This is a genomic window from Campylobacter concisus (assembly GCF_902460415.1).
GTDB classification, from domain to species: Bacteria; Campylobacterota; Campylobacteria; order Campylobacterales; family Campylobacteraceae; genus Campylobacter_A; species Campylobacter_A concisus_Y.
Genome location: NZ_CABPTY010000005.1, coordinates 1 through 20,779 on the forward strand (window position 1 = coordinate 1; position 20,779 = coordinate 20,779).

Sequence of the window (20,779 nt, forward strand, 5' to 3'; positions counted from 1 at the left end):
TCTTTAGCTTGCGTTGCAGCACTAATGCTAAGCATTTCAACTCTCTCTGCCTCTGGAATACCAGTTGTTGATGGTGCTCAAATAAGTCAAAGCCAAATCAACCACATTGAAGATGTTTTAAAACAAGCCAAAACCTGGGCTGAAGAGGCTAAACGCTGGGCTGATACCGCTGCACATTACAAAGAACAGCTAAACGCCTATGCAAAACAACTTGCTAGCCAGACTGGCATAAGAGATGTTGCGTCTTATCTTGAAGATGTTAAAGAGCTTTATGGCAGCGTAAATAAGCTTGGAATGTCAATTACAGATGCGATAGAGATGACAAAGGATATAAAAGGTTTTAGTAAGGCTGATTTTATTAGAAATTTTATGGATATCATTGACAATCACTATGAATATAACCCTTGCAAAGCGATAGCAGAAACCGAAAAAGCTAAGAGAAATGCTTGCATGATAACTTATGCTGAACCTATGCAAGATATGGAAGTTTATAGTGAAATGTCAAAAAATATGGACAAACACCTGAAAAATTTAAACAAGCTTAGCAAAAAACTTGAAAAGTCTAAAGACATTAAAGAAAGCTCTGATCTAAACAATCAAATTCAATCACAAGTGGCTCTTATGAATGCTCAGAAAATTCAATTTGATACCTATAAAGACACTAGGAGATTAAGACAAGAGCAATCGGATTTACAAAGAAAATCTGCGATCTTGAAGAGCCAAAGTAATTGGGATTATAGATAGAAAGGTGTTAACAATATGCCAACTGATGGTTTTTTCATAAGAGCATATCATACTTTTTATGATACTTTCGTAACAAGGCAAGATGCTTTTAATGGTCCTATTCTTAGTTTAGTAAAGATATTTACAAACTTTGTCGGAATTTACTTAACTTGCTGGATCATATATAGGGGATATCAAATTCTTTGGGGAAGAAATCAAGATAATATCAAAGATTTTGCTTGGGATGCCTTTGTGAGATTTGTTTTTATATTAGTTTGTTTCTTTCCAACAGAGTGGCTAAATTTAATTAGTGCAGCTTTAAAAGAGTTTCATGAGTTAAAAATTGGAAATCAATGGGATTTTATTCAATATCTTCAGGATTATTTTAATAAATCGGTTGATTTTACAAAACAAATGGCACAAGATGGGTCTTGGTATGAAGTTCTTTACATTGGGTTAATGATAATAATTGTAATGCTTGGCACTCTTGCAGGATGTTTTTATCCATTTAGAAGTTATATCTTAAACTATATAGGCTTTGTTTTTTTACTAGCATTAACTCCTTTGGCACTGATGAGTTTAATATTTGGGAATTTCTTGAAAGATACATTTAAAAATTGGTGGGGGTTAATGTTATCGTCTTGCTTAACACTGGTTCTTTTAAATGCTTTTGGGTTAGGTATTTTTACTTTTGTTCATAATATTTATTTTAAAGAAGTAGATGAACTATTTGCAAAAAATGAAAATTACTTTATGATAGCTTTTCTTGCTCTTTTTACTGGAGGTATGATAGCAGCATTTGTAAAGATAATTGTGAATTTGGTTGAAAAAATAGTTGGAACTTCAATAGAAAGCACAGTAAATAACGCTGCATTAAGTGTTGGATCTACAATAGCTGGTGGAGCTGGCATTGGAGCACTTGCAACAAGATTTGGAGCAAAATACGGCTTTAGAGGCTCAAAATGGGGTGCAAGCAAAGCATATCAGGGTAGCAAAAAACTTATAGAAAGATTTAAAAGAGGTAAAGAACAATGAAAAATTTGATTTTTCTTTTTGCTTTATTGGCACTTCTAAGTGGTTGCGCTGCAAGTAAAACAAATAACCTAAGCACTGCTAAGACAGCAGCAACTTGGGAAGAGCTTTTTGATAGCAATGAATGGCAGCCAGCAAACAATCAAGCAAACAGCACAAATTTTAAAAAGGCGATCTAATGGCTAAGAAAAAAGAAGATAGAAGAGAAAAAATATTTGAGGAATATATTACTCCAGAGGAGCTTGAGAGCGAATTTGGAATAAGTATTGAGCTTCAAAAGAAATATAGGTTAGAAGACGCTAGCAGGGATAAATACTTTGATAAAAGTATTCCAAGACTGCCATATATAGCAATATCTAGAAATATATTTTACGAGAAAGACAAAATTCGAGCATGGCTTGAATTTTTTAGAAAGGAATAGGCAATGAAAAAAGAAGACAATGAAGCTATAACTTATGAAGCAAGCTTTAGGTATTTGATTGAAAAATCAAATAGAAGGGCTTGGTTAGTTGCTTTTATAAGTGTAATTATCACTTTTATGTCAATTTTGGCGGTCACATTGCTTACCCCTTTAAAAGAAGCTGTGCCATACGTGATAAGAGTTGATAATCAAACTGGAATGGTAGATATCATAACATCATTAAAAGAAGAGGACGTCTCCCAAAATGAGGCAATAGACAAATACTTTGTTTCAAACTATATCAAAATTAGAGAGGGATATTATTTTGATCTATTGCAGCATGATTATGAGCTTACACAAATTTATAGCTCACCTGAGGTAGCAAAAGACTATACAGCCATCTACAACGGCAAATTTGCAAGACATGAGCAGCTAAAAGACACCTATAAAGTTGAAATTCAAATACTTTCGGTTGTTTTAAGTGAAAGCGCAGGAACAAAAATGGCAACAATTCGCTTTAATGAGAATTTAAAAAGAATTGTAAAAGATGAAGCCTCTATGCAAAGCGAAGTGAAAACAAAGGTAGCTACTCTTTCATATGCTTATGATACAAAAATGCAAATGAGCGAAGAAGAGAGAATAGAAAATCCTCTTGGCTTTAAAGTATTAACATATAGAATTGATGATGAAATAAGGAGATAAAGATGAGATCGATTGTATTAACAGCCTTATCTTTAGCACTATTGACAAGTAGCCTATCTGCTCTAAATACTCCGTCAAGCTCAAAATTTGACAGAAGAGTATCTTATGCTACATATAATGCTGATGATGTTTTTCTTGTAAAGTGTAAAAACGGCTATGTATCGATGCTTCAATTTGCTGATAATGAAAGAATAGTCAATATCGCAACTGGCTTTTCAAGTGGCTGGGAAATCGTAGATAAGGAAAATTTCTTATTTATCAAGCCAAAGGCATACGTAATAAATGAGTCTGAGCAAAACGCTCCAAAAACAATGACTGATAGCAACGGCGATGAGATAGATTTTCAAATGCCCTCAGTGATCCAGCCAAATGCTAAAGAATGGAATACAAACCTTATTGTTACCACTACAAATAAAATTTATATATTTGACTTAAGACTTGACGAGGAAAATATCAATTATAGGGTTAAATTTAACTATCCACTAGATGAAAAACTCAAAGAGCAAAACAAAAAACAAGCTCTTGAGCTAGCCAAAAAACAAATTGACGAGAAAAAAGAGCTAGATACTGAGGTAGATAAAGTCAATGTCCCTAGAAACTGGGATTTTATGATGCACGTCAATAAAGGCAGCGATACAATAGCTCCTGATTTTGTTTATGACGACGGCGTATTTACATATATTGGCTTTAACTCTACGAAGACAATCCCTAGTATTTTCTTATTTGACGAGGCTAATAAAGAGAGCATTTTAAATACTCACTTGAAAAAAGATGGCAATTACGATGTTTTGGTGGTGCATAAGATAGCACAAAAACTACTACTAAGAAGTGGCGACAAGCTTGTTGGTATTATGAATAATAGCTATGGCAAAAATCCACTTTCTAAGACTTATGACACTACAAAACAAAACATAGAAAGAGAGATCTTGGACAATGGCAGCAAATAATAAAAAAAGCATTTCTGAGCAAGAGGAATTTAAAGATATCATTGATGATACTGAGCTTGAAGACGAGAGGTTAAAGACAAGAAAACTTCAAGCATTTGGAGTTGTCGCCTTTGCTGCTGTTGCCCTCGTTTTAGGTCTAGTAGCTCTTATTGGTAACTTTAAAAATCACGATGAGCAAGATGAAAAACAAAAAATTGCAGTTGGAACGAACGTGCAAAAAGGCGATTTTTCAATAAAGGAAGAAGCTCAAAAGATTAAAGAGCTAGTCCTTGCAGATAGAAATTTTACTGCTAATAAGGAAGAAGCACCAAAAAGTGATCCTTTTGTTGCAAAACCAGAAGCCAAAAAACAAGTAGTTATGGATTATAAGCCAAGAGTTTATAAAAGCACTTCATCTCTACTAGTATCAAATGCCTCTGCAAATAGCGGTGACTCGTCTGCAGGTGTCAGAAATTCAGAAGTGAATGAGAATGGGGAAAGAGTTGTAAAAACTGTTAGTGGCGAATATGTTTTTGATAGCAATGGAAACTTCATAAGAAGAAATGGCGAACCGCCAAAAGATTTTTCAGATAATGCTAACAACAACGATAATGGAAGCGATAATTCTGAGTATGAAACCGCTGGAGTATTCACTCCTAAGAGTGCAAAAGTTGGCAGCTTTGATCCAAATTTATATTTATCAAAAGGAACATATATTGGCTGCTCGCTTGATACAAGGCTAGTTTCAACAATCAAGGGTGGAATTTCTTGCACTGTAAGCGAGAATATCTATTCTACAAACGGCACAACGCTTCTAATTGAAAAAGGATCAAAGATCACTGGCTTTTTCAATAGTGGCCAAATGAATGATGGTATGGATAGAATTTTTGTGGTCTGGAGTGAAATAAGAACTCCTAACAATATTATTATCCCAGTAAGCAGCGGTGCAAGCGATGAACTTGGTGGATCTGGAATACCAGGATATGTCGATCACCACTGGCTTGAAAGATTTGGCTCTGCAATTTTGCTTAGTATCATAGATGATGCTGCAAATGTTGCACTAAATGGCGGCAGTGGGACGAGAAATAATAACAATATTAACTACGTTGATAACACAAGAGAAACGACGATGCAAATGGCAAATACAGCTCTTGAAAAATTTATCAATATCCAACCAACACTTTATAAAAATCACGGCGATATCGTCGGCGTTTATGTTAATAGGGATATTGACTTTTCAAAAGTCTATAAGCTAAACGTAAAAAGGAAAAGAAATGCACGCTAACGTTATGGGCGAGGGGCATATTTTAGCTCAGTATGCTGAAAAGTATTTTGGTGAGTATTTGTCAAACGATGAAATCAACGAAATTTGCTACAACGGCGACGATAAGGTTTTTTGTGAAAACGTTAGAGGCGAATGGATAACTTTTACAAGAAATGATATAGATTTTAAGAAAATTTATGCCTTTGCCCAAACTTGTGCTAGCTACAAAGAAGACACAATAGACGATAAAAAGCCTATTTTGTCTTGTGTATTACCAACTGGAGAGAGGGTGCAAATTCTTGTCCCTCCAGTTATGCCAAAAGGTAGAATTTCAGTCACCATAAGAAAGCCGTCAAAGGTTAAATACACCCTTGAAAATTATATCGATAATGGCTCTTTGGATATAAAAACTGCAGAGAAATTTAAAGAAGCGGTCAAAAATGGTAAAAACATAGTTGTATGTGGCGAAACTGGTAGTGGTAAAACAACTTTTATGAAGACATTAGTTGATTTTATACCCTACAATGAAAGGGTAATTACTATCGAGGACGTGCCTGAGCTTGTTTTTACACACCAAGACAATGTAGTTTCCCTTTTTTACCCTAGCGAGGCAAAAAGCACTGATTTAATCAACTCTGCCTCTCTCTTAAAATCTTGTTTGAGAATGAAGCCAGATAGAATTTTGCTTGCCGAGCTAAGAAGCGGTGAAACCTATGATTTTCTTAACGTAATTTCAAGCGGACACAACGGCTCAATGACAAGCTTGCACGCTGGCGACGTCACAAGTGCGTATAACCGCCTTGTAATGATGAGTATGCAAAACGAGCAGGCAAGAAGCACTGGTAAAGAGTTGATCCTTGAAATTTGCAAAAGAGTGATCGACGTTATCATCATCTTTAAAAAAGAAAACGGCAAAAGACAAGTTACTGAATACGAATACGACGGCGTTTTATTTAAAAGAAATACTGACGGCATGTTTTTTAATGCCTCAGAAAAATAAGGCTAGGAAAAGACTATGGCAGCTCCGCAACAAAAAGTAGAATTAGAAAGAGCACAAATTATTGCTTTGGTAATAGTTGCCCTTGTTCTAACTTACTTTTTAACAGCCGTTTTAATGTTCGCTCTAAATGGAGCGATGAATAAATTTATGAAGCTCTTTACGCTAGATTTTACTATCATTGCTCTAGTTAATGGCTATAAAAACGCCTATTTGGCTTTGCTTTTGGCTGCCCTACTCTCTTTTTCTTTGGCGTTTGCAATTCCATATATACCAAAAAAGAGAAAGCTTTATGGCGATGCTAAATTTGCAAATGCTAACGATATAAGAAAACTTGGACTATTTCCTAAGAAAAACAACGATGGCATTATAATAGGCAAATATAACGGCAAGCTATTAAGATATGGCGGCCAACAATTTGTCGCTCTTGGTGCTCCAACAAGAAGTGGTAAAGGCGTTGGTATTATAATCCCAAACTTACTTGACTATCCAAATTCTTGTGTCGTGCAAGATATAAAACAAGAGTGCTATGAATTTACATCAAAGTATAGGGAGCAGGTTTTAGGACAAGAGGTATTTGTTTTTAACCCTTTTTCAAAAAATACACATAGATATAACCCTCTTTTCTATATCGATATGGATGGAGATAACGCTGACGCTGAATTAACCGACTTTGGTAATATTCTATATCCATTAAAAGGCGATGGAAGCGTAACAGACTATTTTAACGGTAAAGCAAAGGATCTTTTTATAGGACTTTGCTATTTAATGAATGACTTACTAAACACTCCTAGAGGCTTAAGTTTTCTTGAAGCTCATAATCTGGAGTGCGACTTTTCACTATATGGAATTTTAAGGCTAAGCGAGGGCTTAAAATTTAAAATTGAAGAGGGTAATGGGGATGTTAGAGTTATAGATAACTTTGCTGATACATATAATACTCTAGTTAGTTTTGATATGGTTTGCCCTAAAGCAAAAGAGAGAATTGATGCCTTTTTTGAGATAAAAAGCGATAATGAGAGAAGCTCTGCAATGGGTAGCTTTATTTCTCCTCTTTCGTCTTTTAGAGCCGATAATATGAGATTGGCCACTAGTGCAAACGACTTTGATTTTAGAGATCTAAGGCGTAAAAAGATGACAATATATATTGCCATCACGTCAGACAAAAAAGCTAGTGCAAAGCAAATTCTAAATATATTTTGGCAGCAACTAATCCTTATAAACGTCCAGCAAGGCTTGCCGCAATCAAATAGCGAGCTAAAGCACCCTTGCCTTTTATTGATGGACGAATTTACTGCTTGCGGATATCTAGCAACTTATTCTAATGCTATTTCGTTTATGGCAGGATATGATCTTAGAAGTCTAATAGCATATCAAGCAGACTCACAACTTATGACACCAAAACCAGAGGGATATGGAAGAGAAGAGGCTTTAACCCTTTTAGCAAACCACGCATGCCGAATTTATTATTCTCCAAAACTTAACGAGGATGCAAAAAAACTAAGCGAGGACTTGGGAACAACTACTGTGAAGAATAGAAGCAGAAATTTAGGCAAAGGTGGCGGTGGAAGCGAGAGCGACACCAGCACCCCTTTAATGATGGCACAAGAGCTAAAAACAATGAATTTCAAAAATGAGATTATCTTAATTGATAGTGCCAAGCCTATATTTTGTGAAAAGGCGTTTTACTACAAAGATAAATACTTTATGGATAAATTTAAACAAGTTTCACCTAGCCTTGCAAAAATTAAAGGCTTGCCAAGTCAAAAGCAATTGATGATGGCAGTCCAAAATAATGAAACAAGGACTACTCTCCCAACTCAAAGCGAAGAAAGCACGAGAGAGTGGATATATGAAAATGTTATGAAACCTAGACTTGAAAAATTTGAAGACGAATTTATGGCTATATCTTTGGAATACGAAGAAAAAATGAGAAACCTAGGTGATGACGTCGAAGCAATTAGTGATGAAGAAATAGACAAATACCAAAGAAATTTACAATCAGATGAACAAAGGAGTTAATTTGAAAACAACAGAACTTTTAAAAATCGTATTGTTTGGCTTAGTTGTAGTTGGATGCAGCAGACCACCAGAACCAGTAAAACTTGATGGCGGCTCAGCCACTACAATAAATCAAGGCTTGGTTGTCGAAACACAACAAGGCGTTGGCAAAGATCCATTTTTGAAAAATAACAAATGGAGCTACAACATGTATTTTGTAAAGACCAGCAAAGGTCTTATCGAAAACGATCAAACAGTTAAGGCATTTTTTCTAGCACACAACTCTGCAAAAATGGTCATTATAGGTAATGAAGTCATTGCACAAGAATATAAGGACTATTTTTTGAATAATCAAGTTACAGCGGAGATTGAAATACACCCAGTTGACAGCATTAATCTTTCAAAGAATAAGGTTAATGTTTTGTTTTTCTCAAAAAATTACTCTAAAGGAAAATAAAGATGAAAAAATTTGCCCTTTTCTTGGTCTTAGTTGCGTTTAGCGGATCTGCTTATGCAAGCGGTATAAAAACAGACGAGCTAACTGGAGATACAAAGCTGGCTTGCGAAGCTTTACTATGCTTAAAAAGCCCAAATAAACCTAAAGAGTGCGATGCTGCATTGAAAAAATACTACTCAATAAAGGCTAAAAAATCTAAAGATACTGCAAGAAAACGCAAAAATTTTCTTAATCTTTGTCCAGTTGAGAATTGATCAATAAGGAAAGAAAATGTCAGGCAAAAGATATAATCAAGCAAATATCATCTTTGAAGAAATGCAAAATCAAGAAAGTAGCGAAGCCAACCTAGTTGGCAAAGCTACTGAGCTAGTAAAAAAAGAAAACGGCTCAGCAGAACTTGCTGGAGATGCTGGAGAGCAAAATAATAAAACTTCAGAGAACATTGGCGAGCAAGAGCTAAATTTTGAAAAGGCTTTAGAAATACTAGGAATAAAGCTAACTCAAGATGATCATAAAACAGCAATACTTGATTATTCTCAGTGTGTAAAGAATTTTAATAATATTCTCGAGAGGGATAAGGTTAAAAGAAAAATCATCAAAGAGAGCCTCGACGTCGAAAACAATAAAACAACATTGTCGGCCATAGACGATATAGAAAAGAACTGGGACGAGCTAAGAGATTATTTCAAAGCCCTTATCAGCTTCTTTACAAATCCGCCTAGCAAAGAAATTTTTGAACTTACAAATCATAACGCCCTCTTAAATTCAGTATATCAAAGCTTTAAAAAATTTGAACAAGACTTTGAGGACTTAAATTTAACCCAAAATATGTCAAGCAAGATAAGGGCGTTAAACGATCGTATAAGTGAGCTTGACAACTTCAATAAACAAATTGAGGCAAAAACCGAGCATAGCTTTCAGTTTTACTCTACTTTTATTGATGAGCTTTCTAAAAATCAGCAAGAGAAGCTGAGTAACTTTATAGAAAAGACTGACGGAATAACACAAAAAATGAAAGATCTTTTTAACTCTTATGATAAATCGATGAGTGAAAGATTGAAATTTTACAAAGGAGGATCTAAATGGTTAAGCATAATTAGCCTATTGTTGGCACTTGGTTGTGGTGGGCTTGCTTTTTTCACACTTTCATTATCAAATGAAATTAGCACGCAAGGAGCTATCCTTAAACAATTAGGCGATATTGGCGTAGAACAAACGAATAAAGAAGTTAAATTTGAACTTCCTAAAAACGCCAGATACCTAAAAAAGGATGACAAAACATACATTATTATAGATAAATAAGATGACAAAATTTAAAAGGATATAAGATGACAAACGAAAACACTCAAGAAGCAAAAACTTCAAAGCTATACGTAAGTGCAGGCGATTACACTAATCAACACGGCGAAAGCGGAATTGTTACTGGTTTTGGCGAAATGAAGCCATATATAGATGACAAAGGTCAAAATCAAGACGTTAATGCAAGAGCAATATTAAAAAAGATTAGTGATATCGGAAATTTTATCAGTGCTACTGTTGGTGAAAAAGATAAAAATAAAATTGGTATTGACATAAGAGGAACTGACGAAAAAGGTCAAGAAAGTTTTATGAAAGCTAACGTATGGACTGACTCAGGCATAGGCAAGAGTGGATCTAGTTATTCTTTTAGAAAGATTACAATCGAAGTTAGCCCAGAGAAAATCAATGAAAAGACTGGCGAGGTTATCCAGCCTGCTCAAAGACTTTACGCTACTAAGATGCCACAAGGCGGTTATAGCTTTGATAAGAATAATAGCAGCGAGTTAATTGCTAAATTTAACTCAAATATCCAAAAAGGTGCTGACTTTACACTTACTCCTAAAAAAGACACTACCTTATCAAAATACCCAGAGCTATCAAATACTATTAATACAATAAAAGAGCATAAATCGTCTTTTGTTGAAATAGCATTTGTAGCTGGTAAGGGTGCAATGATAAATAGCATTACTCCCACGAATGGCGGTAACGGAATAGGAGCTGCACAACTTCAAAATTCCGTCGCCAAGAAAACAAAAAAAGATATAGAACGCTAATCTATACCTAGTTGAGCCTCTTTTTAGAGGCTCAAATTTTATCAAAAAATATGGAGCTGCCAAAGAAATGAAGTTGATTTTAGCTGAGAAACCTGATTTAGCTCGAGCAATAGCCGACGGCATAGATGGAAATTTAAAAACATTTGATGGCTATCTTACTAAGGGTGAATATGTGCTTACTTGGGCATTTGGTCATATTTTGGAGCTTTTTATGCCTGAAGACTACGATGAAAGGTATAAAGCTTGGAATATAGCTGACTTGCCATATATTATTACTGATTTTAAGTATAAGCCTATTTCAGAGAAAAAAAAGCAACTCAAATTAATATGTGATCTAATAAGAGATAATAGAATAAATAGTATAGTAAATTGTGGAGATGCCGACGAAGAGGGTCAAATTTTGATAGATGAGATAATCAACTATTCAAATACAAACAAACCTATCGAGCGTGTTATGTTGCAAGATCTAACTCCTAAGGGTGTTAAAGCAGCCTTTAAAGATATTAAGCCAAATTCAGCTTATAAAGGTATGAGTGAGTGTGGCTTTGCAAGATCACATGCCGACTGGCTACTAGGGATAAATTTGACACGTGCCTATACTGCAACGGCTCAAAAAAATGGCTACAAAGGCGTTTTAAGTGTTGGCAGAGTTCAAACTCCTATCTTAGGTCTTATTGTTGCAAGGGATCTAGAGCATGAAAATCATAAAAGCAGCTTTTATTACACTATCACTGGAGAATTTAGCTCGGATAATAAAAAATTCTTTGCAAATTTAAAGACCGATGAAAAAATACTAGATCCACAAATTGCCGAAAACATAAAAGAAAAGCTTGAGGGTAATAGCTACGATTTGAAAGTCACTAATGAAAACAAAAAAGAAAATCCGCCTTTGCCATATAACCTTTTAAAACTTCAAGCCGAATGCTCAAAGAAATTTGGCTATAAGCCAGACAAAACGCTTCAAATTACCCAAAATTTGAGAGAAAAATATAAATGTATTACTTACAATAGGTCAGATTGCGAATATCTACCAGAAAATATGTGGGAAAGCTCGCAAGATGTTTTAAATGCCGTTAGGGCTTCATTAAAAGATGATGAATTTAACGCAGCAATAGATAATGCAGATACAAGAATTAAAGGCATAGCTTTTAATGATCAATTTATCACGGCTCACTTTGCTATCATACCTACGCAAGCAGTCGTTGATGCAAATATGATGAGCAAAGAAGAGTTAAACGTATATAAATTGATCGCCAAACGTTTTATTGCTCAATTTTATGAGCCGATGGAATATTTACAAACTACGCTTGAGGTAACTAAATTTGAGTATAAATTTAGTGCCTCAAAAAGAAAAATTATGAAAATCGGCTATCTCTCTCTTTTTAATGATAAAAACGATGATGATGACAATAATGAGAGTAATGACGATGAAGTAAAAAATAGTATTGATTTATCGACTTTAAAAGATGGAATTTGTGATGTAATAGATCTAGTAATAAATAAAAAGCAGACAAGAGCTAAACCATACTACACAATGCCAACTCTTTTAAAAGATCTAGCTTCAATTAGTAAATATGTAAAAGATGAGAGGATTAAAAGGCTTCTCAAAGAGAAAGATAAGGATAAAAAAGGCGAAAACGGAGGGATAGGAACTCCTGCAACCAGATCCTATCATATTAAAAATTTATTCGATAGAGAGTATATATCAGAAAATGGCAAAAGTATAGTATCTACTCAAAAAGGTAGAGAACTTATAAATTTAGTCCCTGCCCTACTTTCATCTCCAGATATGACCGCTCTATGGTATGAACAACAAAAAGATATTTCAGGTGGCAATCTAGCTAGAAGCGAATTTTTAAATCAAGTTATCGAAACAATTAAAACCGAGATCGCTAGCATTACGTCAAATCAAAATATTTCAAATTTTAACTCAAACAGCATAGATAAGACTTACCCTTGCAAGTGTGGTAAAGGATATTTGCAACGCAGACAAAGCACAAAAACAAAAGGCTTTTTTTGGGGATGTAGTGATTGGAAAAACGGCTGCAAGGAAATGTATCCTGACGTAAAAGGCAAACCACAATTTGAGAAAGCAGCTGCAAGCGGTGGCATTACTTGTCCTTTTTGTAAAAAAGGCATACTTGAACGCAAGAAAAACCAAAAAGGCACGTATTGGTGGGGATGTAGTGAGTGGAAAAACGGCTGCAAAGCAATGTTTTATGATGATAATGGCAAACCAAAAATTATAAAAGGATAATATAATGGAAGAAATAATTACGACAGAAGCAGAAGAGAAAGTATCTCCAAAAAGACAGCAAAAAAGTAATGTTGATTTTACTATTAAAATTTCGCTTAACAGTGATTTTGATAGTGAAGTAAAGCAATTTTTAGATAAAAGTGGAATAACTAATAATGTTTTGGCTGGAGATAAGGCTATATTTGCACTCCAGACGTTACACGAGGCAGACGAGCTTATACTAAAAAAGGCTATCAATAGAAATGAGATGCCAAAATCATCAATCAGATTTGAAATGCTTACATCAAATGGCGAAAAAATCGATATCCCAAAAGTTGAAATGGGTAGATACCTTTTTAAAAATGCAGATCTAAACAAAATCATCAATGTAAGCTCTAATAAGATTGTTGAAAATCAAATATCCGAAGAAACCCAAAAAGCTTTTAGTAATTTGATGAAAAAAGATAAAGACGGCAAATTTAAAATCGGCGTCGATCTTGATAATGTCGTAGAAAATGGAGTAAGAAGTCTAGAGGGCATTGCTGAAAGCATAGGGGACGAGCACGTATCAAGTTTTGTTAGAAATTTTGCTGCTGCATATGGAGTTATAGGCAAACGTGCTAATAATATTCAAGAGAATATCATTAATAAAGAAAAACCAAAAGAAAAAGGCCAAGAAGCTAAAGCACCAGAAAAAGAAGAGGAAAAGGCAACTACTACAACCACAAAAGAAAAGCCAAAAATTCCTGGAAACGCAATCAAGGCTATAAAAGATGAATTTGCCAAAGGGATCGCAAAGATACCAAAATCAGAAACAAAAGAAAAAACTATTACCAAATCAACAAGTTTGGGTAAAGGGTTTTAATTTGAATAAAATTCTTATTGCTATTTTTCTTTGCTTTTTTTCAACTGAAGTTTTACCAGCTTCAGAGCATATATATAATAGCTATTTTGTAAAATACGGCAAAAAATACAATATACCCCCTGAGCTACTTTGGGGAATTGCCAAGACTGAAAGCGATTTTCAGCCCAGGGCAATTAACGTAAATACAAATGGCTCTTTTGATATTGGGATAATGCAAATCAACTCATCTCACAAAGAGTGGCTAGAGGCACAAAAAATTTCACTCGAGGATCTATATGATCCTAAGATCAATATAGCAGTAGGGACTAAAATTTTATCAAATTGTATAAAGAAATTTGGCTTTACATATCAAGGCTTGAATTGTTATAACAGCGGTTTTAACAAGGTTGATATTAATAAATACAATGTTAGAGTAATTAACAATATAAAAAGTAATCGATTAGCCTTACAAAAGAAAAGGCTTGTGTTAGTTAAATAATATAATAAGTATTATATTGATATTTATTCTATTAACTTAATATAAAATATATTAAGTTAATATTAATATATTTCCTTTTATAATTACGGAGAAATAAATGGCACGTGCTAAAAAGAGTAAATACGAAGCAAGAAGTCTTTGGGATGACCATCCAAATACATTTGACATAGGAGAATACAATGTTTCACATACTAAATCCACATTACAACGAACTATCACCGAAGAATTTTCAGGAGACGATAAACGAGATCTGGGATTTCGTGGATACCAAGAACAACCATATCCTATCAAATCCGCAAAACAAGATAAAGGGCAACAGACCACTAATAACCAAGAAAAGATTAACGGATATGATGGAAATGGAGTGGACACCATTACAAGAGGAGATGAACTTCTCAAATTATCTATATCTGATAATCAAGAATATGGAGAGCAAGATCAATCAATCCAACGAGATCAATCAAGAGCAAATAGAGCAGATCAAAAAAGAGTTAGTCAATATACTAATAACAATCAATCACGACTGGGTGAATTGGAGAGCGATGACTTGCGATACGATAGAGCCGAGCGAGGAAGTGATAAATCGGATGAAAGCTTATATCGAGAAACATCTGGACGTGGAGCAACAAGAGATAATGAGATCGACGTATCCAGCACCTTCGAACATTCAATCAGGCGACTGGATGCACAGACTAACGATACTTTACCGCTGGACGACAGCTTTGGAGAACTTGGGGATGATAGACGACATCCAAGCCAGAGGGCTGGTGGACGAGGAGAAGCTAGGGGAGCTAACGATAGCCCTATACAGACAGGAGTATTGGGAGAAGGATATTCTTTGCGAGGACGAAGCGAAGAAGTTAAGAGAGATGGGCAATACGGATCTGGAAATTTACAAGATAATGGGGGGACTATCGATATACAAGGAGTATCTCAATCTGAGCGACGCGAGATATCCGATGAAAGAGATAAGAGAAAAACTACTAGGACATTAAAAAAAGATACTAGCTCTACTAACAAATATGATGGAGCTAGAAGTCTTTTTGATTTTGATGAGGAAGAAGTTAAAGAAGAGGTAAAATCAAATTTTATTCCTCAGCCACAAAATATAAACATAGAGCCTATTACTACTCAAACACTCAATATTATATCAACTGGTGAAAATAAGGATTTTATTTTAGAAGATAGCTTTCAGACAAGCTCAATCTCTAAAAAGGAAAAATTTAAAAACAACATAGAAGCAATTAAATTAGCAAATTCTCTTTGGACTATAAGAGAAAAGGCACTAGAAAATAATCGAAATTTTACAATTACAAGGCAAGAGCAAGATGTTATAAGTAAATTTAGCGGCTGGGGTGGAATTAGTGAAGCATTCAACCAACTAAACGAGGATTGGCAAGAAGAATATAAAGAGTTAAAAGAATTGCTTAGCCCAGATGAGTATGCTAGTGCAAGAGCCTCTACTACAACAGCATTTTTTACACCTAAATTTATTGTTGATAGCATGTATAAAGCCCTAGATCATATGGGAATAAATGCTGAGCCTGATAAGGACAAAAAAATTTTAGAGCCTAGTGCTGGCAATGGAGTGTTTTTAGCTAGTTGTCCTATAAAGGGGAAATATAAATTTGATGCCCTTGAGATAGAAAATCAAACAAATAAATTTCTTACCCTGCTCTACCCTACTGCACAAGTATATAGTAATGAATATGGATTTGAAGATCTATATTTGAGCGAAAAAACACAATATGATGCAATAATTGGAAATCCTCCATACGATAGACTAAACATAACAAAGATCGCAGATAGTAGAGATCTGGATCTTTGTGGATATACAATACACAATTTTTTTGCGGCAAAATCGTTAAGACACTTAAAAGATGATGGTATTCTTAGCTTTGTCATAACTCACAACTTTTTAGATGCTAAAAACAATAGCGTAAGGGATAAAATTGCTGCAAACAACACATTTTTAGGTGCTGTTAGGCTGCCAAACAATGCATTTTCTAATGAAGCAAAAACCGAAGTAGTTACCGATATTGTTTTTTTCAAAAAGGGCTTAGATAATAGATTAAATAGAGAATTTGTAAATACTACTAGCTTTAAAAATGTAGATGATAACGATATACACATTAATGAGTATTTCAAAAATAATCCGCAAAATGTTCTTGGCCGCCTAGAGGTTACCAGTGGTCGTTTTGGATATGAGCTAAATTGTCTGCCAGATCCGAATATAAATTTGGAAACTGCAATAGACAATTTTATTAAAAACGAGCTCCCTAGCGACATTTATAAATACCATGAGCCAGCTCCAGTAGATGAAAATGAGCTAATAATCTCTAAATTTGATAAAGAGTATTCAGAAAATAAAGAATACTTTGATAGCCTGCTCGTGGGTAACTATCTAATTTTTCGTGACGAAATTTACTTGAAATCTAATAGTCTAATAAAGGATGAGGCTGTTTTTAGAAGACTAAATTTTAGTATTAAAGAAACAAAGATAGCCAAAGACTACATTAAGCTTAGAGATTGTAGAAAAGAGCTTTTTGCTCTTGAAAAACAAGATATAGACGATAACGATCAAAGACTTATTGACAAGAGAAATGATCTAAATACTATCTATGATGATTTTGTTAAGAGTAATAGCTATTTAAATAATAGAAGTATTGCAAACATTTTAAAGGATGACGCAGATTTTAACAACATAAAAGGCTTAGAAAAAGACGGCGGCAAAAACTCGTTTAAAAAGGCTGATGTATTCAAGCAAAGAGTTTTAAGACCTCGTCCTAAGATAGAATTTGATAATGCAGCAGATGGTTTATATGCAAGTATGAACGTCAACGGAAAAATAAGCATACCTTATATCGCAAATCATCTAAATAAAGATCCTTACGATATTTCTAAGGAGCTATTGGATAAAAAACTAATTTTTATAGATCCTGACGCTTACGAACAAGGCAATACTGAATACATATTTGCTCCAAAATATCTATCTGGCAATGTTAAGGAGAAATACAAAAAAGCCGAAGATCTGGCAAAGACAGAGCCATTATTTTACAACAACGTCGAAAGCCTAAAAGACGTATTGCCAAAAGATATACCAGCTAGTGAGATAAATCCAACAATTGGGGTTTCGTGGATACCTATGAAATACTATGAGGAATTTTTTAAAGAAAAATTTGAGCTACACCAAAATACAAAGTTGGATATATTTTGCTCGTCAATAAATGCTGAGTGGGTTTTTGAGGGATCTGTAAATCCTAATACTAATTTCAAGGTTGAAAAGAAATATGCATATTATCATCCTGATAATAGTCGTCTAAATAAAGATCCATATGAGATAGCACAAGCTGCCTTAAATGGCGTGTATTTAAAAATTTACGTGACTACTGATAGACCAAAGTTAAATTTAGATGGCTCAATCAAAATGAATAAAAATGGCTATCCTGAGTATGAAAAAGAGCTTGATATGGTAGCTACGCAAGAGGTCACTAGAAAGATTGATCTTATTAGAAACGAGTTTGACGAGTGGATAATGAAAGATTATGCTAGAAGAACGGAAATCGCTAGTATTTTCAATGAAAAGTTTAATTGTTATGCTAAAAAACATTACGATGGGGATTATCTACAAATTAGCGGCATAAATCAAGCATATCATCTAAGAAAACACCAAAAAGACGCTGTAGCTAGAGCAGTCAATGAAAAAGTTACCCTGATCGATCACGAAGTGGGAGCAGGTAAGACCTTAACTGCAATTTGCTCGATCATGGAGCAAAAAAAACTTGGTATAGTTAATAAGCCCCTTGTAGTAGTTCCAAATCACTTGGTTAGCCAGTGGTCAAATGAATTTTTGACCGCCTATCCTGAAGCAAGGCTGCTGGTGGCAGAGGATAAGTCTATGAGCAAAGACAAGAGGGCTGAATTCTTAGCCCAAATTGCTAATGGAAACTACGATGCCATTATTATGAAACAAACACAATTTAAAGAGATCCCTGCCCCAGCTGAAAGCCAAAAAGAAGTGCTTGATCATATGATAGCTGAGCTGGAGCAAGCAATTGCTATTAGGGAAGAAAATAGCAGCGGATATAGAAAAAGTCCGTCAGTTAAGCGTATGGAAACACAGCTAAAATCTTTAAAGGACAATGTGACTAAGATTTTAGAGGATCAAAACAAGAATGTCACAACGCTTGATTTTTCTGACTTAGGCGTTGATTATTTAATAGTCGACGAAAGCCATATGTATAAAAATTTGAGATACTCTACCAAGCTTGAGAACGTTAAAGGCTTAGGAACTCAAAGTGGCTCTGATAGAGCAATGGATATGTATTCAAAAACAACCTATTTACATAACCAAGACAATGCTAAAATTATGTTTTTAACTGGAACACCAGTTAGCAATAGCTTGGTAGAGCTTTATTTAATAGAGCGATACCTTGCCCCAAATGCACTAAAAGATCAAGGCATTGACTCTTTTGATGCCTGGGCTAAAACATACGCAGATATTGATAGAGTTTATGAAACTGGTGCTGTCGCAGGCGACTATAAAATTGTGACTAGATTTACTGGCTTCAAAAATTTAAATACACTTGGCGGATCATATCTTGATTTTGCCGACGTCATAACCAACGATGATATAAAAAAGGAGCTTGGCAGCAACTTTGTCCCTAACGTAAATATTAAACACACTAAAAGTCCAGCAAGTGATCTACAAAAAGAGTATATAGGCGTAGAGCAAGAAAATGGACAATTTAATGAGGGATCTATTATTTATAGGCTTGAAAATATGCCAGATGATCCTAGAATTGATAACCATTTAAAAGTAACAAATGATGCTAAATATTGTGCTTTGGATTATAGGCTGATAGATCCTTTTGCCGAAGATGATCCAAATTCAAAAATCAATAAAGCAGTAGAAAATATCATAAACACTTATGAAAAATGGAATGATGACAAAGGCACTCAGCTTGTCTTTTTAGATATGGGAACGCCGAAGTCACCATCTCAACAATCCCAAAATATAGTAATAGATGAACAAAAAGCAGCAGAACAAGAGGTAACTCCTGCAAAGCAAGAAGAATTTATTAATATCAATGATGCTATAGAGCAAGGTAAAGATATTAATAGCGACTTTATATCTGAAACTGATAGAGATAGCAATGATAATAGATTTTTCTTATATGGTGATTTGCTTAGAAAGCTTGTAAAAAATGGAATACCACAAAACGAGATAGCCTTTATCCACGATGCGACAACGGACAAACAAAAATATGAGCTATTTGACAAGGTAAATCGTGGTGAAATTCGAGTTTTGATAGGATCTACTGGCAAGATGGGAGCAGGAACGAACGTGCAAGAGAGAGTAACCGCTATACACCATCTTGATATACCTTGGAAGCCTAGCGATTTAACACAAAGAAATGGTCGTGTCATAAGACAAGGCAATGAACTACTTAAAAAATATGGGGACAAATTTGAGGTAGATGTAAATTATTACGTCACTTTGAACACCTATGATGAAACCTCGTTGCAAACAGTAAAGCAAAAGGCGGAGAGCATTACCAAATTTAGAAAGTGCGTTGTAGATGAGAACCATATAAGCGGATTTGAGGAGGAGGTAGTTAACTACGAGGAGCTTAAGGCTATTGCTAGTGGCAATCCGTTAATACTAACAAATTTCAAGATAAATAATGAGCTTGAAAGGTTAGAAAGAGAGAAAAAGGCATATATTCAAGACTTCCAGCAAAAAGAAGCCGAAATGCACAATTTAGAAAAGATGATAGAATTTTTTAATAAAAGAATAAACTTGTTTACCAAAACAAAAGAGTATGTCGGCAAATTTGAAAGCAGCGATGGGCTAAGATGTGCCATGTTTTCTACAAATCTTTATAATCACGAAGTATCTAAGCAAGAATTCTTTATTCCAAAAGCTAGTGCTGCGAAGGATACCCAAGAAATCCAAAACAAGATGAAAGAGCAATTTCAAGCAAATATCAATTTGATGTTTCAAACACCAAAGAAAAGCTATGATGTATGCGAGTATAAGGGCTTTGTTGTAAGTGGATATTATAGCAGCTTGAATAATAGTATAACTTTTGAGCTAACAAACAAAGAAAGTGGCGAGATACTAGCGCCTGAGAATATGTATTATAACTCAGCTATGAACGGCACAAGGCAGGATTTAAAAGACCAGGTCGGATTACATGGATTTTTTGTAAGGATGAATAACTATTTTGATAATATGGAAAAATTTATCTCTAAAGAACAAAAAGACCTTGATGAAGCTAAATCAAACTTAGTAGATCTAAAATCATTTTTATCTGAGCAGCAAAACTATCCTAAAAATGATCTTATCGAGCTATTAAAAAGCGAAAAAAATATCGTCCTAAATGAACTCGAGCGAAAGAAAAAAGACAAGACCTATGAAAGCAAATTTGAAAGTAGGGCATTAAAAATTATCGATGAAGCTAAACGAGCCAAGAGGCAAAATACTCAGCAGCAAGGTGGCTTAGAAGCTGGTAGTCAAGCAAACATTGCTGCAAATAGTAGCAAGGAGTTATCTTAATGTTTTTTATATTAATATAATTTAAAATATATTATATTAATATAATTTTTATTACATATAAAAG

General features: G+C 34.5%; 17 protein-coding genes. All 17 read left to right on the plus strand.

The features are described 5' to 3' along the window. Window positions 1-744 (plus strand): type IV secretion system protein (locus FZ940_RS08695; protein ID WP_148822259.1); only part of this gene is annotated, 744 nt, incomplete at its 5' end. Window positions 745-759: 15 nt separating this feature from the next. Next, on the plus strand, window positions 760-1,758 hold the full coding sequence (locus FZ940_RS08700) for a type IV secretion system protein (protein WP_103648633.1): 999 nt from the start codon (window positions 760-762) through the stop codon (window positions 1,756-1,758). Continuing rightward, entirely contained in the window at window positions 1,755-1,934 is a 180-nt protein-coding gene (locus FZ940_RS08705; protein ID WP_103648634.1) for a hypothetical protein, read from the plus strand. Before FZ940_RS08700 ends, FZ940_RS08705 begins: the two co-directional genes overlap by 4 nt. Further along, window positions 1,934-2,176, plus strand: coding sequence for a hypothetical protein (locus tag FZ940_RS08710; RefSeq protein WP_103648635.1), 243 nt, complete (start codon window positions 1,934-1,936; stop codon window positions 2,174-2,176). Before FZ940_RS08705 ends, FZ940_RS08710 begins: the two co-directional genes overlap by 1 nt. Window positions 2,177-2,179: 3 nt before the next feature. After that, a complete protein-coding gene (locus FZ940_RS08715) occupies window positions 2,180-2,857 on the plus strand; it encodes a VirB8 family type IV secretion system protein (protein ID WP_148822260.1) in 678 nt (225 codons plus the stop codon). 2 nt (window positions 2,858-2,859) lie between these two features. Then, window positions 2,860-3,804 carry a P-type conjugative transfer protein VirB9 gene (virB9, locus tag FZ940_RS08720; protein WP_103648637.1) on the plus strand — a complete coding sequence of 315 codons (945 nt, stop codon included), beginning with the start codon at window positions 2,860-2,862 and terminating at the stop codon, window positions 3,802-3,804. Beyond that, window positions 3,791-5,068, plus strand: coding sequence for a type IV secretion system protein VirB10 (gene virB10 / locus FZ940_RS08725; RefSeq protein WP_107696414.1), 1,278 nt, complete (start codon window positions 3,791-3,793; stop codon window positions 5,066-5,068). The genes virB9 and virB10 overlap by 14 nt, the downstream gene beginning before the upstream one ends. Next, a complete protein-coding gene (locus tag FZ940_RS08730; protein ID WP_262367635.1) occupies window positions 5,058-6,047 on the plus strand; it encodes an ATPase, T2SS/T4P/T4SS family in 990 nt (329 codons plus the stop codon). The genes virB10 and FZ940_RS08730 overlap by 11 nt, the downstream gene beginning before the upstream one ends. Before the next feature lie 15 nt (window positions 6,048-6,062). After that, window positions 6,063-8,066 carry a type IV secretory system conjugative DNA transfer family protein gene (locus FZ940_RS08735; protein ID WP_148822261.1) on the plus strand — a complete coding sequence of 668 codons (2,004 nt, stop codon included), beginning with the start codon at window positions 6,063-6,065 and terminating at the stop codon, window positions 8,064-8,066. Window position 8,067: 1 nt separating this feature from the next. After that, a complete protein-coding gene (locus FZ940_RS08740) occupies window positions 8,068-8,502 on the plus strand; it encodes a cag pathogenicity island Cag12 family protein (protein ID WP_181001677.1) in 435 nt (144 codons plus the stop codon). 2 nt (window positions 8,503-8,504) lie between these two features. After that, window positions 8,505-8,756, plus strand: a complete 252-nt coding sequence (locus tag FZ940_RS08745) for a TrbM/KikA/MpfK family conjugal transfer protein (protein WP_103648641.1) — start codon at window positions 8,505-8,507, stop codon at window positions 8,754-8,756. 16 nt (window positions 8,757-8,772) lie between these two features. Further along, window positions 8,773-9,804: a hypothetical protein gene (locus FZ940_RS08750; protein WP_103648642.1), complete on the plus strand. Its 1,032-nt coding sequence runs from the start codon at window positions 8,773-8,775 to the stop codon at window positions 9,802-9,804. 26 nt (window positions 9,805-9,830) lie between these two features. Next, complete coding sequence (locus FZ940_RS08755; RefSeq protein ID WP_148822262.1) at window positions 9,831-10,574, plus strand: hypothetical protein; 744 nt, start codon at window positions 9,831-9,833, stop codon at window positions 10,572-10,574. 67 nt (window positions 10,575-10,641) lie between these two features. Beyond that, window positions 10,642-12,831: a DNA topoisomerase 3 gene (locus FZ940_RS08760; protein ID WP_148822263.1), complete on the plus strand. Its 2,190-nt coding sequence runs from the start codon at window positions 10,642-10,644 to the stop codon at window positions 12,829-12,831. A 4-nt stretch (window positions 12,832-12,835) separates the two neighbouring features. Further along, window positions 12,836-13,675 carry a hypothetical protein gene (locus FZ940_RS08765; RefSeq protein WP_148822264.1) on the plus strand — a complete coding sequence of 280 codons (840 nt, stop codon included), beginning with the start codon at window positions 12,836-12,838 and terminating at the stop codon, window positions 13,673-13,675. Window position 13,676: 1 nt separating this feature from the next. Then, on the plus strand, window positions 13,677-14,153 hold the full coding sequence (locus tag FZ940_RS08770) for a lytic transglycosylase domain-containing protein (protein WP_181001678.1): 477 nt from the start codon (window positions 13,677-13,679) through the stop codon (window positions 14,151-14,153). A gap of 97 nt (window positions 14,154-14,250) precedes the next feature. Beyond that, window positions 14,251-20,715: a helicase-like domain-containing protein gene (locus tag FZ940_RS08780; protein WP_187422160.1), complete on the plus strand. Its 6,465-nt coding sequence runs from the start codon at window positions 14,251-14,253 to the stop codon at window positions 20,713-20,715. Window positions 20,716-20,779 lie beyond the last annotated feature (64 nt).